We start from the raw sequence: 15,668 nt of genomic DNA on the forward strand, positions 1-15,668 counted from the left end.
TCGGGGTGCCGGTGCGGCCGCCGTCCCGCGACCGCACCGGCGCAGGGGGCCGGGGTGCCCGCCCGGACTCTCGCGGCCCCGGGGCGCAAAGGACGCGGCGAGGCCGTGGGCGCCCCGGGGGCGTGCGCGGTCAGAGGAGGTCGCGCACCAGCCGGGCCGTTTCGGACGGTGTGGAGCCGACCCGCACGCCGGCCGCCTCCAGCGCCTTCTTCTTGGCCTCCGCGGTGCCGGAGGAGCCGGAGACGATCGCGCCCGCGTGGCCCATGGTCTTGCCCTCCGGCGCGGTGAAGCCGGCGATGTAGGCGACGACCGGCTTGGTGACGTGCTCGGCGATGTAGGCGGCCGCGCGCTCCTCCGCGTCGCCGCCGATCTCGCCGATGAGGACGACGAGCTCGGTCTCGGGATCGTCCTCGAAGGCGGCGAGGCAGTCGATGTGGCTGGTGCCGACCACCGGGTCGCCGCCGATGCCGACGGCCGAGGAGAACCCGATCTCCCGCAGCTCGTGCATGAGCTGGTAGGTCAGGGTGCCCGACTTGGAGACGAGCCCGATCCGGCCCGGCGCGGGCGCGATGTCGGCGGGGATGATGCCGGCGTTGGACGCGCCCGGGCTGATGAGGCCCGGGCAGTTGGGGCCGACGACGCGGGTGCCCTTCGACCGGGCGTACGCCTGGAAGGCCACGGCGTCGTGCACGGGGATGCCCTCGGTGATCACGACGGCCAGGGCGATGCCCGCGTCGGCCGCCTCCAGGACGGCCGCCTTGGCGAACGGCGGCGGCACGAAGACCACGCTGACGGTGGCGCCGGTCGCCGCCATGCCCTCGGCGACGGAGCCGAAGACCGGTACCGCGACCGTGGCGGACTCCCCGCCCTCGACGCCGCGGGGGACGTCGAAGTCGACGGACCGGCCCGCCTTGCGCGGGTTGACCCCGCCGACGACCGCGGTGCCCGCGGCCAGCATCCGGCGGGTGTGCTTCATGCCCTCGCCGCCGGTCATGCCCTGGACGAGGACCTTGCTCTCCTTGGTCAGGAAGATCGCCATGTCGTGCTGCTCCTCACTCGGCGTGGGCGAGGACGGCGGCCTGGCGTGCGGCGCCGTCCATGGTGGTGACCTGCTGGACGAGCGGGTGGGCGCGGTCGGTGAGGATCTCCCGGCCGCGGGCCGCGTTGTTGCCGTCGAGCCGTACGACCAGCGGCTTGGTCAGCACGACGGACTCGAGGGCCCGGACGATGCCCTCGGCGACGGCGTCGCAGGCGGTGATGCCGCCGAAGACGTTGACGAAGACGGACCGTACGGAGGGGTCGGACAGGATGACGGACAGGCCGTCGGCCATGACCTGCGCCGACGCGCCGCCGCCGATGTCGAGGAAGTTGGCGGGCCGGGCCCCGCAGCCGGCGACCACGTCGAGGGTCGACATGACGAGTCCGGCACCGTTGCCGATGACGCCGACCTCGCCGTCGAGCTTCACGTAGTTGAGGCCTTTCGCGGCGGCCACGGCCTCCAGCGGGTCGGCGGCCGGGTCGCCGATGGCCTCGCCCCAGCGTTCCTGGCGGAAGCGCGCGTTGTCGTCCAGGGTGACCTTGCCGTCGAGGGCGAGGATCCGCCCGTCGACGGCCCGGACCAGTGGGTTGACCTCGACGAGGAGGGCGTCCTCGCGGACGAGGACCTGCCACAGGCCGCGCAGGACCGGCGCGGCCTCGGCGGGCAGGCCGGCCGCGACGGCGATCTCCATGGCCTCGGCCTCGCCGACGCCCCGTGCGGGATCGACTGGGATGCGGGCCACGGCCCCGGGGCGGGTGGCGGCGACCTCCTCGATCTCCATGCCGCCCTCGGCGGAGGCGATGGCGAGGAAGGTCCCGGTGGCCCGGTCGAGCACGTAGGAGGCGTAGAACTCCTGGTCGATGTCGATCGTTTCGGCCAGCATCACCTTGCGCACGGTGTGGCCCTTGATGTCCACGCCGAGGATCTGGCGGGCCGTCAGTTCGGCCGCCGCCGGATCGGCCGCGAGTTTCACACCGCCGGCCTTGCCGCGGCCGCCGGTCTTCACCTGAGCCTTCACCACCACGCGCCCGCCGAGCCGTTCGGCGGCCTCGCGCGCCTCACCCGGCGTCAGCGCGACGGCCGCCGCCGAGACCGGAATGCCGTGGTCCGCGAAGAGTTCCCTGGCTTGGTGCTCGTACAGATCCATGCCGCTCCTCTTTTTGAATCAAGTGCCGCACGCCCCCTGGACACCACCCCTCGGATGGGGGATAACAAGGTTCATACAGTATTCGTAGACTGTATGCAATGTACCGGGAGCGCGTCGCTGCGTTCTGACGAAGGGACAGGAACACTCCATGCCCGACGACAGCCAGGCACAGATCTCCGGTGGCCACCTCGTCGCCAAAGCGCTCAAGGCCGAGGGGGTGGAGCGCATCTACACCCTGTGCGGCGGCCACATCATCGACATCTACGACGGGTGCGTGGACGAGGGCATCGACGTCGTCGACGTACGCCACGAGCAGGTGGCCGCCCACGCGGCCGACGGCTACGCACGCCTCACGGGCAAGCCGGGCTGCGCGGTGGTCACCGCGGGCCCCGGCACGACCGACGCCGTCACCGGCGTCGCCAACGCCTTCCGCGCCGAGTCACCCATGCTCCTCATCGGCGGCCAGGGCGCCCACACCCAGCACAAGATGGGTTCGCTCCAGGACCTGCCGCACGTCGACATGATGACGCCCATCACCAAGTTCGCCTCCACGGTGCCCGACACCGCCCGCGCCGCGGACATGGTCTCGATGGCCTTCCGCGAGTGCTTCCACGGCGCCCCCGGTCCCTCCTTCCTGGAGATACCGCGCGACGTGCTCGACGCCAAGGTCCCGGTGGACAAGGCCCGGGTGCCGGCGGTCGGCGCCTATCGCGCCTCGACCCGTACGGCGGGCGACCCCGAGGCGATCGAGAAGCTCGCCGACCTGCTGGTGGCCGCCGAGAAGCCGGCCATCCTGCTCGGCAGCCAGGTGTGGACGACACGCGGCACCGAATCAGCGATCGAGATGGTGCGGACGCTGAACGTGCCCGCGTACATGAACGGCGCCGCGCGCGGCTCGCTGCCCCCGGGCGACCCGCACCACTTCCAGCTCTCCCGTCGCTACGCGTTCTCCAACGCGGACGTCATCGTGATCGTCGGCACGCCCTTCGACTTCCGGATGGGCTACGGCAAGCGCCTCTCCCCCGACGCCACCGTCGTGCAGATCGACCTGGACTACCGCACGGTGGGCAAGAACCGCGACATCGACCTCGGCATCGTCGGGGACGCGGGTCTCGTCCTGAAGTCGGTCACCGAGGCCGCGAGCGGCCGGATCAACGGCGGCGCCGCGCGGCGCAAGGGCTGGCTGGACGAACTGCGGGCCGTGGAGAGCGCGGCGCTGGAGAAGAGGCTGCCGAACCTGCGCTCCGACGCCTCCCCCATCCACCCCTACCGGCTGGTCAGTGAGATCAACGACTTCCTCACCGAGGACTCGATCTACATCGGCGACGGCGGCGACATCGTCACCTTCTCCGGCCAGGTCGTGCAGCCGAAGTCGCCCGGCCACTGGATGGACCCGGGGCCGCTCGGCACCCTCGGCGTCGGCATCCCCTTCGTGCTGGCCGCCAAGCAGGCGCGGCCGGACAAGGAGGTCGTCGCGCTGTTCGGCGACGGCGCGTTCTCGCTGACCGGCTGGGACTTCGAGACGCTGGTGCGCTACAAACTCCCGTTCGTCGGCATCGTCGGCAACAACTCCTCGATGAACCAGATCCGTTACGGCCAGGCCGCCAAGTACGGCAAGGACCGCGACCGGGTCGGCAACACGCTCGGGGACGTGCGCTACGACAAGTTCGCCCAGATGCTGGGCGGTTACGGCGAAGAGGTCAGGGACCCGGCCGACATCGCGCCCGCGCTGCGGCGTGCCCGCGAGTCCGGGCTGCCGTCACTCATCAACGTGTGGGTCGACCCGGACGCGTACGCGCCCGGAACGATGAACCAGACCATGTACAAGTGAGGAGTTGCTCCCATGACCCAGGCAGTACAGGCCCCCGGCGCCACCCAGGCCCTGTCGGGCGTGCGCGTCCTCGACATGACGCATGTGCAGTCGGGCCCGTCCGCGACCCAGCTGCTCGCATGGCTCGGGGCGGACGTCGTCAAGCTGGAGGCGCCGAGCGGTGACATCACCCGCAAGCAGTTGCGGGACCTGCCCGACGTCGACTCGCTCTACTTCACCATGCTCAACTGCAACAAGCGCTCCATCACACTGAACACCAAGACCGAGCGCGGCAAGGAGATCCTCACCGAGCTGATCCGCCGGTCCGACGTGATGGTCGAGAACTTCGGCCCCGGCGCGGTCGACCGGATGGGCTTCACCTGGGAGCGCATCAAGGAGATCAACCCGCGGATCGTCTACGCCTCGATCAAGGGCTTCGGCGAGGGCCCGTACACCAACTTCAAGGCGTACGAGGTGGTGGCGCAGGCCATGGGCGGCTCGATGGCCACCACCGGCTTCGAGGACGGGCCGCCCACCGCGACGGGCGCGCAGATCGGCGACTCCGGCACCGGCGTGCACGTCGTCGCGGGCATCCTCGCGGCGCTCTACCAGCGCGAGTCCACCGGCCGCGGCCAGCGGGTGAACGTGGCGATGCAGCACGCGGTCCTCAACCTGTGCCGGGTCAAGCTGCGCGACCAGCAGCGCCTCGCACACGGCCCGCTGCGCGAGTACCCGAACGAGGACTTCGGGGACGAGGTCCCGCGCGGCGGCAACGCGAGCGGCGGCGGCCAGCCCGGCTGGGCGGTGCGGTGCGCGCCCGGCGGGCCCAACGACTACGTGTACGTGATCGTGCAGCCGGTGGGCTGGGCGCCGATCACCGAGCTGGTCGGCCGGCCCGAGCTGGCGAACGACCCCGACTGGGCGACGCCCGAGGTGCGGCTGCCCAAGCTCGGCAAGATGTTCCAGCTGATCGAGGAGTGGTCCTCGGGGCTGCCCAAGTGGGAGGTGCTGGAGAAGCTCAACGCCCACAACATCCCCTGCGGCCCGATCCTGTCCACCAAGGAGATCATCGAGGACTCCTCGCTGGCGGCCAACGACATGGTCGTCGAGGTCGAGCACCCCACGCGCGGTTCCTTCACCACCGTCGGCAACCCCCTCAAGCTGTCGGACTCCCCCGTCACCGTGACCGCGTCGCCCCTCCTCGGCGAGCACAACACCGAGGTGTACGGCGAACTGGGCCTGGGCGACGAGGAACTGAGCACGCTGAAGACGAACGGAGTCATCTAGTGACCCAGAACGAGACCGCCCGGTCGGCCGTCAGGGCCGTGCTGGACACGGCGCTGGCGGAGGGCCGCACGGCGCTGACCGCCCCCGAGGGGAAGGCGATCACCGACGCGTACGGCATACCGACGCCCGCCGAGGCGCTCGCGGAGTGCTCCGACGACGCGGTGCGCCTGGCGGACCGGATCGGCTTCCCCGTGGCGATGAAGATCGTCTCGCCGGACATCCTGCACAAGACCGACGCGGGCGGTGTGCGGGTCGGCCTCACGTCGGCGGCGCAGGTGCGGGCGGCGTTCACGTCGATCGTCGCCAACGCCCGGTCGTACGACCCGGACGCGCGCGTCCTCGGCGTGCAGGTCCAGCAGATGGTGCCCGAGGGCACCGAGGTCCTGGTCGGCACGGTCACCGACCCCACGTTCGGCAAGATCGTGGCGTTCGGGCTCGGCGGTGTGCTGGTCGAGGTCCTGCGGGACGTGACGTTCCGGCTCGCCCCGGCGAGCGAGGACGACGCGCTGTCCATGCTGGACGGCATCCGCGCGGCCGAGGTGCTGCGCGGGGTGCGCGGCGGCCCGGCGGTGGACCGGGCCGCTCTCGGGGAACTGATCGTGCGGGTCTCCGAGCTCGCCTCCGACTTCCCGGAGATCGCCGAGATCGACCTCAATCCGGTGTTCGCGAGCGAGTCCGGTGCGATGGCGGCGGACGTGCGGGTCATCCTGACCACGCAGCAGCCGCCGGCGCGCCGGACGTTCACCCGGGAGCAGATCCTCACCTCGATGCGCCGGCTGATGAAGCCGGACTCGATCGCCGTGATCGGCGCCTCCAACGAGCAGGGCAAGATCGGCAACTCGGTCATGCGCAACCTGATCGACGGGGGCTTCCACGGCGAGATCCACCCGGTGAACCCGAAGGCCGACGACATCCTCGGCCGCAAGGCGTACAAGAGCGTGGCCGACGTGCCGGGCGAGCCGGACGTCGCGGTCTTCGCCATCCCCGCGAAGTTCGTGCCGGCCGCGCTGGAGGAGGTCGGCCGCAAGGGCATACCCAACGCCGTGCTCATCCCCTCCGGGTTCGCCGAGACGGGGGAGCACGCCCTCCAGGACGAGATCGTGCGGATCGCCGAGGAGCACGGCATCCGGCTGCTGGGGCCGAACATCTACGGCTACTACTCGACGTGGCAGGACCTGTGCGCCACGTTCTGCACGCCCTACGACGTCAAGGGCGGGGTGGCGCTGACCTCGCAGTCCGGCGGCATCGGCATGGCCATCCTCGGCTTCGCGCGCACGACGAAGACCGGGGTGTCCGCGATCGTCGGCCTCGGCAACAAGTCCGACCTGGACGAGGACGACCTGCTGACCTGGTTCGGCGAGGACCCCCACACCGAGTGCATCGCGATGCACCTGGAGGACCTCAAGGACGGGCGGGCGTTCGTGGAGGCAGCGCGGGCGACCGTGCCGAAGAAGCCCGTCGTGGTGCTCAAGGCGGGACGCACGGCCGCCGGCGCCAGGGCCGCGGGCTCGCACACCGGCGCGCTGGCCGGCGACGACGCGGTCTACGACGACATCCTGCGGCAGGCCGGTGTGATCCGGGCCCCGGGGCTGAGCGACATGCTGGAGTACGCGCGGGCGCTGCCCGTACTGCCCACGCCCAAGGGCGACAACGTCGTCGTCATCACCGGCGCCGGCGGTTCGGGCGTGCTGCTGTCCGACGCGATCGTCGACAACGGGCTCAAGCTGATGGAGATCCCGGACGACCTGGACGCGGCGTTCCGGAAGTTCATCCCGCCGTTCGGCGCGGCCGGCAACCCCGTGGACATCACGGGCGGCGAGCCGCCGTCCACGTACGAGAAGACCATCCGCCTCGGCCTGGAGGACCCGCGCATCCACGCGCTGGTGCTGGGCTACTGGCACACCATCGTCACACCCCCGATGGTCTTCGCCGAGCTGACGGCCCGCGTCGTGGCGGAACTGCGGGAGCGCGGCATCGAGAAGCCCGTCGTCGCGTCGCTGGCGGGCGACACCGAGGTCGAGGAGGCCTCGGCGTACCTCTACGCGCACGGCGTCGTCGCGTACCCCTACACCACGGAGAAGCCGGTGGAGGCGCTCGGCGCGAAGTACCGGTGGGCCCGCGCAGCGGGGCTGCTCACCACCTAACCGAACTCCTGGAGCACGAAGAGTCCGGACAGGGGGCGCTGGCCAGGTTCTTTGGAAGCCGAAGGAGACGATCCGAAAAATGAGCAGCGACACAGGGCGGGAGGCGGCACCCGCCGCCTACCGCGAGGTCACCGACAGCAGGGGACGTGTCTACCGCATCGGCGAGAGCGACCGGGAGCTCCTCGGCCACTCGCGCAGGATCATGATGTGGCTGCCGTGGGCCGCCATGTTCTCGATCAGTGTGTTCGAGTACGCCTACGGCTCCGCCGAGGACGTGCTCTCGGACGCCCACGGCTGGACCCAGAGCAACACCTTCTGGATCCTCAGCGTGTGGACGTTCTTCCAGGCAGGCGTGTCCTTCCCGACGGGCTGGCTGCGGGAGAAGGGGTACCTGAAGCCGAAGTCGGCCGTCATGCTGGGCTCGGTCCTCGCCCTGCTGGGGTTCCTCGCGATATCCCACTTCCACAACGTGTTCCTCGCGATCCTCGGGTTCGGCGTGCTCGGTGGCGTGGGATCCGGCCTGGTGTACTCGACGTGCATCAACATGACCGGCAAGTGGTTCCCCGAGCGGCGGGGCAGCACGACGGGCTTCGTCAACGGCGGGTTCGCGTACGGCGCCGTGCCGTTCATCTTCGTGTTCAACTTCGCGTTCGACACGAGCAACTACCACGTGGTGCTCGACCTCGTCGGTGTCTACGTGATGGTGGTGCTGTTCGCCGTGGCCTGGTTCTTCAAGGACCCGCCGAAGAACTGGTGGCCGGCCCACGTGGACCCGCTCAAGCGGCACCAGGCCGACGCGAAGACGGCCCGCGCGCTGGCGAAGAACCCGCCGGCCATCAAGCAGTACACGCCGATGGAGGCCCTGCGCACCGGCCAGCTGCCGCTCATCTGGCTGCTGCTGGTGATCACGGCCGGTGTGTCCATCTTCGGTGTGTCCTTCCAGGTCCCGTTCGCCAAGGACGTCGGCTTCGGCCCGCTCGTCGCCGCCAACTCGGCGGGCGTCCTGTCCGTCGTCAACGGCGTCGGGCGGGCGGTCGTCGGGTGGATGTCCGACCTGGTGGGCCGCAAGACGGCGCTGATCATCGTGATCCTGGTACTGGGGCTGTCGCAGTTCGGGGTGATGTGGGCGGGCAACATCCACAGCGAGTGGCTGTTCCTGGTGTTCGCCTTCTTCTCGGGGTTCGGCGGCGGCGCGTTCTACCCGATGTTCGCCACCCTGGTGCCGGACTACTTCGGGGAGAACAACAACGCCACGAACTACGGCATCGCCTACAGCGGCAAGGTGATCAGCGGCCTGTTCGGCTCCGGCCTCGGGGCCATGGTGATCGACAGGTGGGGCTACAACGGCGCGTACACCACGGCCGGTGTGATCTCGCTCGTGGCGGCGGGGCTCGCTCTGCTGCTGCGGCATCCGGGGGCGCCACGCCGCGGGCAGGCGCCCAATCCGATGCCGGTCAGCCGGGAGGCGGCCTGACGGCGGGCGGGGACACCCGGGCCCTCGGGCCCGGGCAGCAGGCGGCGGGCGGTGCCTTCCCGGCACCGCCCGCCGCGGTGTGCTCCCCGTGCGCCCGGCCGCGGGCGCGGCCCGCGCCGGGGCGTCAGCCCTTGTGCTTCTCCGTCAGGGCGTGCAGGTGGTCCGCCGACTTGCGGGCGAACTCCAGGGAGTCGACCGGCTGGTCGTGCTCGACCTGCCAGTGGTGGGTGGTCCGGCCCTTGTTGGTGGCGTTGACCTTCTGGATGAAGGTCTTGTAGTCGATGTCGCCGTCGCCGACGTCGACCATGTCGTAGCCGTCGCTCGCGTCCGGGTCGTGCACGCCGTCCTTGACGTGGAACAGCGGGTAGCGGTGGGGCTGCTGGACGACGTAGTCGATCGGCTCGAACGGGCGCGGCTTGCCCTGCGGGGTGACGCTGAAGCGGAACTGGGCCGTGTAGGCCCAGTAGATGTCCATCTCCAGGAACACGTACTTCGGGTCGGTCTCGGCCAGCAGCACGTCGTACAGGCGCACGTCGGGGTTGTCACTGGCGAAGCCGAACTCGTCCCCGTGGTTGTGCTGGTAGAACTTCATGCCGCGTGCCTTCGCGGCCTCGCCGTAGGTGTTGAACTCCTCGGCCGCCCGCTTCCAGGCGTCCACCGTGTTGCCGTACCGGTTGGGGCTCGACGCGGTGCCGATGTGTTCGAGGCCGAGGGTCTCGGCGTCGTCGAGCACCTTGCCGAGGCTGGTGGCGAAGCTGTAGCCGTTGGGGTCGCTGGTGAAGTAGCCGACGTGGCTGCCGATGCCGTTGAGGCCGTAGCTCTTGGCGAGCCTCGCCACCTGCTTGACCGAGATGGACCCGATGCCCTGTGTGTAGCCGGCGTACTCGATCTCGTCGTAGCCGAACTCCGAGAGCTCCTTGAAGACCGAGGCGAAGCCGATCTGCTGGATCTTGTCGCGCACCGAGTAGAGCTGGATGCCGAGCCGTCCCGGGGGCAGCACCGGGCGGGTCGCCGCGGGCTTCTTCGCCGCGGCGGCCGACGGGGCGGCGGCCGAGGTGCCCGCCGACAGGCCGAGGAGGGCGGCGGCGCCCGCGCCCGCGGTGACGCCGAGCATGCCGCGTCTGCTGAGCCGGTGGGCGAGCTCGGCGTCGACGGTGTTCTTGCGGTTCATGGTCGGAACTCCTTCTGTGGTGTGTGGGGGTTGGCCAGCCCGAGGAGCAGGGACTTCACATCGGTCGCCGCCACGCGGTCGCCGACGGCACGGGGGGTGGAGCACAGGAGGACGGGGCCCTCCTCGTCGCTCGCCGGGAGGCGGCCGTGGGAGCCGCGGATCGGCGAGGCGTCCAGGGGCACGACCGCCATCCGGTAGCGCAGGCCGGCCTTCTTGCGGGCGACTGCCGCGGCCGCCCTGAGCCGGACGTAGGGGTCGTGCGGGTCCATGAAGAGTTCGACCGGGTCGTAGCCGGGTTTGCGGTGGATCTCCACGAGCTGCGCGAAGTCGGGGGCGCGCGCGTCGTCGAGCCAGTAGTAGTACGTGAACCAGGCGTCCGGCTCGGCCACGGCTACCAGCTCCCCCGACCTCGGGTGGTCGAGGCCGTGGCGCTTCTTGCCCTCGTCGTCGAGCAGTTCGGCGATGCCGTCGAGGCCCGCGAGCGCCTCGCGCACGGCGGCGGTCTCGCCCGGCCGGCCTGGCCTGCGGATGTAGACGTGGGCGATCTGGTGGTCGGCGACGGCGAAGGCGCGCGACGCCATCGGGTCCAGGTACTCCATGCCGTCCTGGGTGTGCACCTCCAGCAGGCCGGCCCGGCGCAGGGCGCGGTTGATGTCGACGGACCGCGAGACCTTGGTGATGCCGTACTCGGACAGCGCGACGACGGTGCGGCCGCCCGCGCGTGCGTCGTCGAGCAGCGGCGCGAGGGCGGCGTCGAGTTCGGCGGCCGCGCGCAGCGAGCGCTCGTCGTCGGGCCCGTAGCGCTGGAGGTCGTAGTCGAGGTGGGGCAGGTAGCACAGCGCGAGGTCGGGGGTGCGGGTGCGCAGGATGTGCCGCGTCGCGTCGATGATCCACTGGGAGGACACCAGGTCCGCGCCGGGCCCCCAGAAGTGGAACAGGGGGAACGTGCCCAGCCTGGCGGTGAGTTCGTCGTGCAGGGCCGGGGGACGCGTGTAGCAGTCGGGCTCCTTGCGGCCGTCGGCGTAGTAGACGGGACGCGGTGTGACGGTCCAGTCGGTGTCGGCGCCCATCGCGTACCACCAGCAGATGTTCGCGACGGTGTACCCGGGGTACGCGCGGCGCGCCGCGTCCCAGAGGCGGTCGCCGGAGACGAGGCCGTTGTGCTGGCGCCACAGCAGGACGTCGCCGAGCTCGCGGAAGTACCAGCCGTTGCCGACGATGCCGTGCTCGGCGGGCAGGGTACCGGTGAGGAAGGTGGACTGCGCGCTGCACGTGACGGCGGGCAGGACGGTCTCCAGTACGGCCTGCGAGCCCTCGCGCGCGAGGCGCGCCAGGTGCGGCATGTGCTCCAGCAGCCGCGGCGTGAGGCCGACGACGTCGAGGACCAGGAGCGGGTGCGGCCGCTCGGGCGCGGGCGGTGTCACGGCAGCTCCTTGAGGCCGAGGTCGGTCAGCAGGTCCCGGGCCAGGACGAGTTCGGCGGCGATGCCGTCGGCGAGGCGGCCCCGGGTGCGGGGCCTGAGCTCGGCCGGCAGCGCCTGCCAGGTGTACGTCTCGACCTCCAGGTGCCGCGTGCGGGGCACCGCGCCCCCGACCAGCCCTGCGAGCACGGTGCGCAGGACGTCCAGGGTGGAGGTGAGCGGGGGCGCCGGCGGGGCGTGCAGCGGCACGTGGAAGTGGGCCCGCCAGGGCGTGGAGTCGGGCAGCGCCCCGCCGCCGAGCGCCTCGTCCAGGTCGTCCGTGCCGCGCAGGCCCGCGGCGGTGCGGGTGCGCGTCTGGTGCAGGAAGCGGGGCTCGGCGAAGGCGCCGAGGGCCGCGCGGACCTCCGGCAGGTGGGGGTGTTCGGCGTGCAGGGCGGCGGAGAGCTGGGTCTTCGGGACGCTGACGCCGGCGGCGTCGAGGGCGGCGAGGGCCGCGAGAGGGTCCTCGAAGGAGGTGGCGAGGTGGCAGGTGTCGACGCAGACCCCGATCCGGTGGGTCGCGAGCGCCGTGACGGGGGCGATGGCGTCGGCCGTGGTCTCGACGGTGCAGCCCGGCTCGGGCTCCAGGGCGACGCGGACGGACTTGCCGGTCAGCTCCTCCAGGGCGTCCAGCCGCTGGGCGAGGGTCGCGAGAGCGGTGTGCGCCGCCCGCGCGGCCTCGGGTCCGTAGGCGGTGCGCCAGGCCAGCGGGAGGGTGGAGACGGTGCCCTCGGTGACGTCGTCGGGCAGCAGCGCGGCCAGCAGCCTGGCGAGGTCGGTGGTGTACGCCAGGCGTTCGGGGTCGGCCCAGTCGGGTTTGTACACGCGGTACTTGACCTCGTCGGAGCCGAAGCCGTCATAGGGGAATCCGTTCAGGGTGACGACTTCGAGGCCGCGCCGTTCGAGTTCGGCGCGCAGGCCCCGCAGCCGGCCGGGATCGTCGACGAGGGCCCGGGCGGCGGGCCTGGCGAGCCAGAGGCCGATGCCGAGCCGGTCGCGGCCGAGCCGTCTGCGCACGGGTTCGCAGTGGTCGCGCAGCTGGGCGAGGACACCGTCGAGGGTCTCGGCGGGATGGACGTTCGTGCAGTACGCGAGGTGGACGGTGGAGCCGTCGGGGTGGCGGAAGCGCATGGCCTCACTCCCCGCCGCGCAGGATGGAGTTGCCCTCGTGCAGCGCGGGCCCGCCGGGGGCGGGGACGTCGAGCTGGAGCCGGCCGCTCTGCCCGTAGAACGCCACCGGGTTGGCCCACAGCACCTGTTCGACGTCCTCGTCGCCGAATCCGGCGGCGAGCATCGCGTCGGCGACCTTGCGGGTCTTGAGCGGGTCGCTCTTTCCCCAGTCCGCCGCGGAGTTGACGAGGACCTTCTCCGTGCCGTGCCGCTTCAGGACGGAGACCATGCGGTCCTCGTCCATCTTGGTGTCGGGGTAGATGGAGAAGCCGAGCCAGCAGCCGCTGTCCGCGGCCTCCTTGACGGTGGTCTCGTTGAGGTGGTCGAGCAGCACGCGTTCGGGCGGCAGCGCGGACTCGCGCACGGCGTCGACGGTGCGGCGCAGCCCGGCGAGCTTGTCGCGGTGCGGGGTGTGCACGAGGGCGGGCAGGCCGTGGTCGGCGGCGAGCTGGAGCTGGGCCGCGAGGGCGTGGTCCTCGGCGGGGGTCATCGAGTCGTAGCCGATCTCGCCGACGGCGACGACGCCGTCCTTGGCGAGGTAGCGGGGCAGCGCGTCGAGGACGGGCACGCAGCGCGGGTCGCCCGCCTCCTTGGGGTTGAGCGCGAGGGTGCAGTGGTGCGCGATGCCGTACTGGGCGGCGCGGAAGGGCTCCCAGCCGAGCAGCGCGTCGAAGTAGTCGTAGAAGCTCGCGGGCGAGGTACGGGGCTGGCCGAGCCAGAACGACGGCTCCACCAGGGCGCGCACTCCGCTGTCGTACATGGCCCGGTAGTCGTCGGTGGTGCGGGAGGTCATGTGGATGTGGGGGTCGAAGATGCGCATCAGGACTCCAGTCCCGTGAGGGCGAGTACGCGGTGGAGGCCGGCCGGCACCGTGCGGCCGGCGGCGCTGCGTTCGGCGGCGAAGTCACCGAGCATGCGGGCGAGTTCGGCGTCGCCCCCGGCCCGCCGGGCCAGGCCCGCGATGTGCTCCACCGGCACCCCGGTGAACAGGCACTTCAGGACGGCGTGCCGCCAGGCGTGCGGGTCGAGGTGCTGCGCGGCGTACGGCCCGACGGCGGCGGCGACGAGGCGGGTGTCGTTGGCGCGCAGGGCGTCCTCCACCAGCGCGAGCGCCTCGGGGCCCAGGACGCGGTCGGGCAGGGCGAGCAGGACGGCCCGCCGCTCCGCGCCGCTGCCCTGCCGGTAGAGGCGGGTGAGCACGTCGGCTTCCGCGCCGGCCTGTTCGAGGAGGAGGACCCGGACGTCGTCGGCGTTGTCCCGGCCGCAGTGGCGTCCGGCGGCCGCGAAGCGCAGCTCCCACGCCCCGTCGCCCGGCGCGGCGGCCTCGGCGAGTGCGGCGTCCAGCCAGGCCCGGCCCGCTTCGTCGAGACGGGTGTCGAGCGTGGCGCGGGTGGGGGTCATACGCGTGCTCCCTTCGTACGGGCGCGGGCTGCCTGGAGGAAGTCCATGGAGCGGGCGGCGAGTTCGGGTCCGGCATGCGAGTGGCGGGGCAGCTCGACGACCGTCAGGCCCGCGTAGCCGGCGGCGTCGAGGGCGTCGAGCACCGGCGGGAAGTCGATCTCGCCGTCCCCGAAGGGCAGATGTTCGTGGACGCCGCGCCGCATGTCCTCGATCTGGACGTGGCGCAGCCAGGGCGCCGCCTCGCGCACGCAGTCCCCGGGCGATGCCGGCTCGAGGCACTGGCAGTGGCCGATGTCGAGGGTGAGGCCGAGCGGCTCGGGGTCGCCCAGGCGGCGGCGCAGCTCGTGGAAGGAGGCCAGGTCGCCGACGAGGTGGCCGGGCTCGGGCTCGACGGCGAGCGGCACACCGGCCCGTCCGGCCGCGTCCAGGAGCGGCGCGAACCCTTCCTCCAGGCGGTCCCAGCCCGCCGCGGCCTCCTCGTCCGGGCCGAGCACGCCGCTGAAGCAGTGCACGGCGTGGGCGCCGAGGTCCGCCGCGACGCGCACCGCGGTGCGCAGCAGTTCCACCCGGGCGGCCCGCGCGCCGGGGTCGGGGTCGAGGAGGGTGGGGCCGTGCTTGCGGCGGGGGTCCAGCACGTAGCGCGCGCCCGTCTCCACGGTGACGTCCAGGCCGAGTTCGGCCAGGCGGGCCGCGACGGCGCGGGTCCGGGCCGGCAGGTCGGGCGCCAGCGGGTCGAGGTGCATGTGGTCGAGGGTCAGGCCGACGCCGTCGTAGCCGAGGTCGGCGAGGAGCGCGAGCGCGTCGGTCAGCCGCAGGTCGGTCAGGCCGTTGGTGCCGTAGCCGAGGCGGAGGGTCATGTGGGGCTCACTTTCCGGGCGAGCTGCCGCGCGATCGGGACCAGCGCCGCCACGCCGAGGGCGGTGAGGGGGTCGCCGGCGCGGGCGGCGAGCGCGGACTGCAGCGGGATCATGGCGCGGATCCCGCCCCCGACGGCGCGCTGGGTCAGCGGCGGCGACGGGTTGAGCAGCGCGTGCACCAGCGGGCGGGCGGCGGTGGCGAGGTAGGCGAGCACGAGCCCGGCGGCGAGCAGCCGGCCCTGGACCGCGACGGGCTCCTGGTCGGCGACCCGCAGCCGGCAGCGCGACAGGACCCGGCGGCCGCCCTGGTAATAGCCCTCGATACCGGTCCCGGTGAGCTGGCCGTGATCGGCGCTGATCGCGAGGTGCGGCAGCGCGACGCACAGCAGGAGCCGGTGCAGCGGGGGTGGGCCGGGAGAGGTCGCGGCGCGCGGGATTCCGCCTCTTGCGGGCGGAGCGGTGAGGGCCATGGGTGCTCTGGTGCGCCTTCCGTGCACCGGGCCGCCGGCGGGCGGCGCGGTTCATATGACTCCGACGCAAGAGTGAACGCCCGCGGTGCCGGGGTGGTCACGGTCCTCACCGCCCGCTCGTACGATCGCGGCGGGCGCCGCGCGACCGGGAGCGCCGTGCCGAGGGCGCCTCTTCCGGCCCCGGGGACGTCCCCGGAGGGGCGTGTCCGCCGGCCCGCGGGCGCGCCGGCCTGGGCCGC

The 15,668-nt window shown here is 72.2% G+C and carries 13 protein-coding genes; 4 read left to right on the plus strand and 9 right to left on the minus strand.

Going from position 1 to position 15,668, the window contains the following annotated elements; all coding sequences use genetic code 11:
* Positions 1–130: 130 nt before the first annotated feature.
* Complete coding sequence (gene sucD, locus L1885_RS11105) at positions 131–1,039, minus strand: succinate--CoA ligase subunit alpha (protein WP_235796887.1); 909 nt, start codon at positions 1,037–1,039, stop codon at positions 131–133.
* 13 nt (positions 1,040–1,052) lie between these two features.
* Positions 1,053–2,186 carry an ADP-forming succinate--CoA ligase subunit beta gene (gene sucC, locus L1885_RS11110; protein ID WP_235796888.1) on the minus strand — a complete coding sequence of 378 codons (1,134 nt, stop codon included), beginning with the start codon at positions 2,184–2,186 and terminating at the stop codon, positions 1,053–1,055.
* A gap of 148 nt (positions 2,187–2,334) precedes the next feature.
* Between sucC and L1885_RS11115 the strand changes: the two genes are divergently transcribed.
* From L1885_RS11115 to L1885_RS11130, 4 genes are all read left to right on the plus strand, one after another.
* Complete coding sequence (locus L1885_RS11115) at positions 2,335–4,017, plus strand: thiamine pyrophosphate-binding protein (protein ID WP_235796889.1); 1,683 nt, start codon at positions 2,335–2,337, stop codon at positions 4,015–4,017.
* A 12-nt stretch (positions 4,018–4,029) separates the two neighbouring features.
* Positions 4,030–5,283 carry a formyl-CoA transferase gene (gene frc / locus L1885_RS11120; RefSeq protein WP_235796890.1) on the plus strand — a complete coding sequence of 418 codons (1,254 nt, stop codon included), beginning with the start codon at positions 4,030–4,032 and terminating at the stop codon, positions 5,281–5,283.
* Positions 5,283–7,427 carry an acetate--CoA ligase family protein gene (locus L1885_RS11125; protein WP_235796891.1) on the plus strand — a complete coding sequence of 715 codons (2,145 nt, stop codon included), beginning with the start codon at positions 5,283–5,285 and terminating at the stop codon, positions 7,425–7,427. Before frc ends, L1885_RS11125 begins: the two co-directional genes overlap by 1 nt.
* A 79-nt stretch (positions 7,428–7,506) precedes the next feature.
* Entirely contained in the window at positions 7,507–8,901 is a 1,395-nt protein-coding gene (locus L1885_RS11130; RefSeq protein ID WP_235796892.1) for an OFA family MFS transporter, read from the plus strand.
* Positions 8,902–9,025: 124 nt separating this feature from the next.
* Here the strand turns inward: L1885_RS11130 and L1885_RS11135 are convergent, their stop codons facing one another.
* The 7 genes from L1885_RS11135 to L1885_RS29380 are packed head-to-tail and all read right to left on the minus strand — an operon-like array spanning position 9,026 to position 15,429.
* Complete coding sequence (locus L1885_RS11135) at positions 9,026–10,072, minus strand: sugar phosphate isomerase/epimerase family protein (RefSeq protein ID WP_235796893.1); 1,047 nt, start codon at positions 10,070–10,072, stop codon at positions 9,026–9,028.
* A complete protein-coding gene (locus L1885_RS11140; protein WP_235796894.1) occupies positions 10,069–11,496 on the minus strand; it encodes an alkaline phosphatase family protein in 1,428 nt (475 codons plus the stop codon). Before L1885_RS11140 ends, L1885_RS11135 begins: the two co-directional genes overlap by 4 nt.
* Positions 11,493–12,662, minus strand: a complete 1,170-nt coding sequence (gene eboE / locus L1885_RS11145) for a metabolite traffic protein EboE (protein ID WP_235796895.1) — start codon at positions 12,660–12,662, stop codon at positions 11,493–11,495. The genes L1885_RS11140 and eboE overlap by 4 nt, the downstream gene beginning before the upstream one ends.
* A gap of 4 nt (positions 12,663–12,666) precedes the next feature.
* Positions 12,667–13,521 (minus strand): TatD family hydrolase, encoded by an 855-nt coding sequence (locus L1885_RS11150; protein WP_235796896.1) that lies wholly within the window; start codon positions 13,519–13,521, stop codon positions 12,667–12,669.
* Positions 13,521–14,102 carry an EboA domain-containing protein gene (locus tag L1885_RS11155; protein WP_235796897.1) on the minus strand — a complete coding sequence of 194 codons (582 nt, stop codon included), beginning with the start codon at positions 14,100–14,102 and terminating at the stop codon, positions 13,521–13,523. Before L1885_RS11155 ends, L1885_RS11150 begins: the two co-directional genes overlap by 1 nt.
* Complete coding sequence (locus tag L1885_RS11160; protein WP_235796898.1) at positions 14,099–14,959, minus strand: sugar phosphate isomerase/epimerase family protein; 861 nt, start codon at positions 14,957–14,959, stop codon at positions 14,099–14,101. Before L1885_RS11160 ends, L1885_RS11155 begins: the two co-directional genes overlap by 4 nt.
* Complete coding sequence (locus L1885_RS29380; RefSeq protein ID WP_372481916.1) at positions 14,956–15,429, minus strand: glycogen debranching N-terminal domain-containing protein; 474 nt, start codon at positions 15,427–15,429, stop codon at positions 14,956–14,958. The genes L1885_RS11160 and L1885_RS29380 overlap by 4 nt, the downstream gene beginning before the upstream one ends.
* Positions 15,430–15,668: the final 239 nt, after the last annotated feature.

Source organism: Streptomyces fuscigenes (assembly GCF_021556455.1).
GTDB classification, from domain to species: Bacteria; Actinomycetota; Actinomycetes; order Streptomycetales; family Streptomycetaceae; genus Streptomyces; species Streptomyces fuscigenes.

Excerpts from the sequence above, each read along its gene's own strand:
- sucD (WP_235796887.1), bottom strand. The coding sequence starts at position 1,039 with ATGGCGATCTTCCTGACCAAGGAGAGCAAGGTCCTCGTCCAGGGCATG.
- sucC (WP_235796888.1), bottom strand. The coding sequence starts at position 2,186 with ATGGATCTGTACGAGCACCAAGCCAGGGAACTCTTCGCGGACCACGGC.
- L1885_RS11115 (WP_235796889.1), top strand. The coding sequence starts at position 2,335 with ATGCCCGACGACAGCCAGGCACAGATCTCCGGTGGCCACCTCGTCGCC.
- frc (WP_235796890.1), top strand. The coding sequence starts at position 4,030 with ATGACCCAGGCAGTACAGGCCCCCGGCGCCACCCAGGCCCTGTCGGGC.
- L1885_RS11130 (WP_235796892.1), top strand. The coding sequence starts at position 7,507 with ATGAGCAGCGACACAGGGCGGGAGGCGGCACCCGCCGCCTACCGCGAG.
- L1885_RS11135 (WP_235796893.1), bottom strand. The coding sequence starts at position 10,072 with ATGAACCGCAAGAACACCGTCGACGCCGAGCTCGCCCACCGGCTCAGC.
- eboE (WP_235796895.1), bottom strand. The coding sequence starts at position 12,662 with ATGCGCTTCCGCCACCCCGACGGCTCCACCGTCCACCTCGCGTACTGC.
- L1885_RS11150 (WP_235796896.1), bottom strand. The coding sequence starts at position 13,521 with ATGCGCATCTTCGACCCCCACATCCACATGACCTCCCGCACCACCGAC.
- L1885_RS11155 (WP_235796897.1), bottom strand. The coding sequence starts at position 14,102 with ATGACCCCCACCCGCGCCACGCTCGACACCCGTCTCGACGAAGCGGGC.
- L1885_RS11160 (WP_235796898.1), bottom strand. The coding sequence starts at position 14,959 with ATGACCCTCCGCCTCGGCTACGGCACCAACGGCCTGACCGACCTGCGG.
- L1885_RS29380 (WP_372481916.1), bottom strand. The coding sequence starts at position 15,429 with ATGGCCCTCACCGCTCCGCCCGCAAGAGGCGGAATCCCGCGCGCCGCG.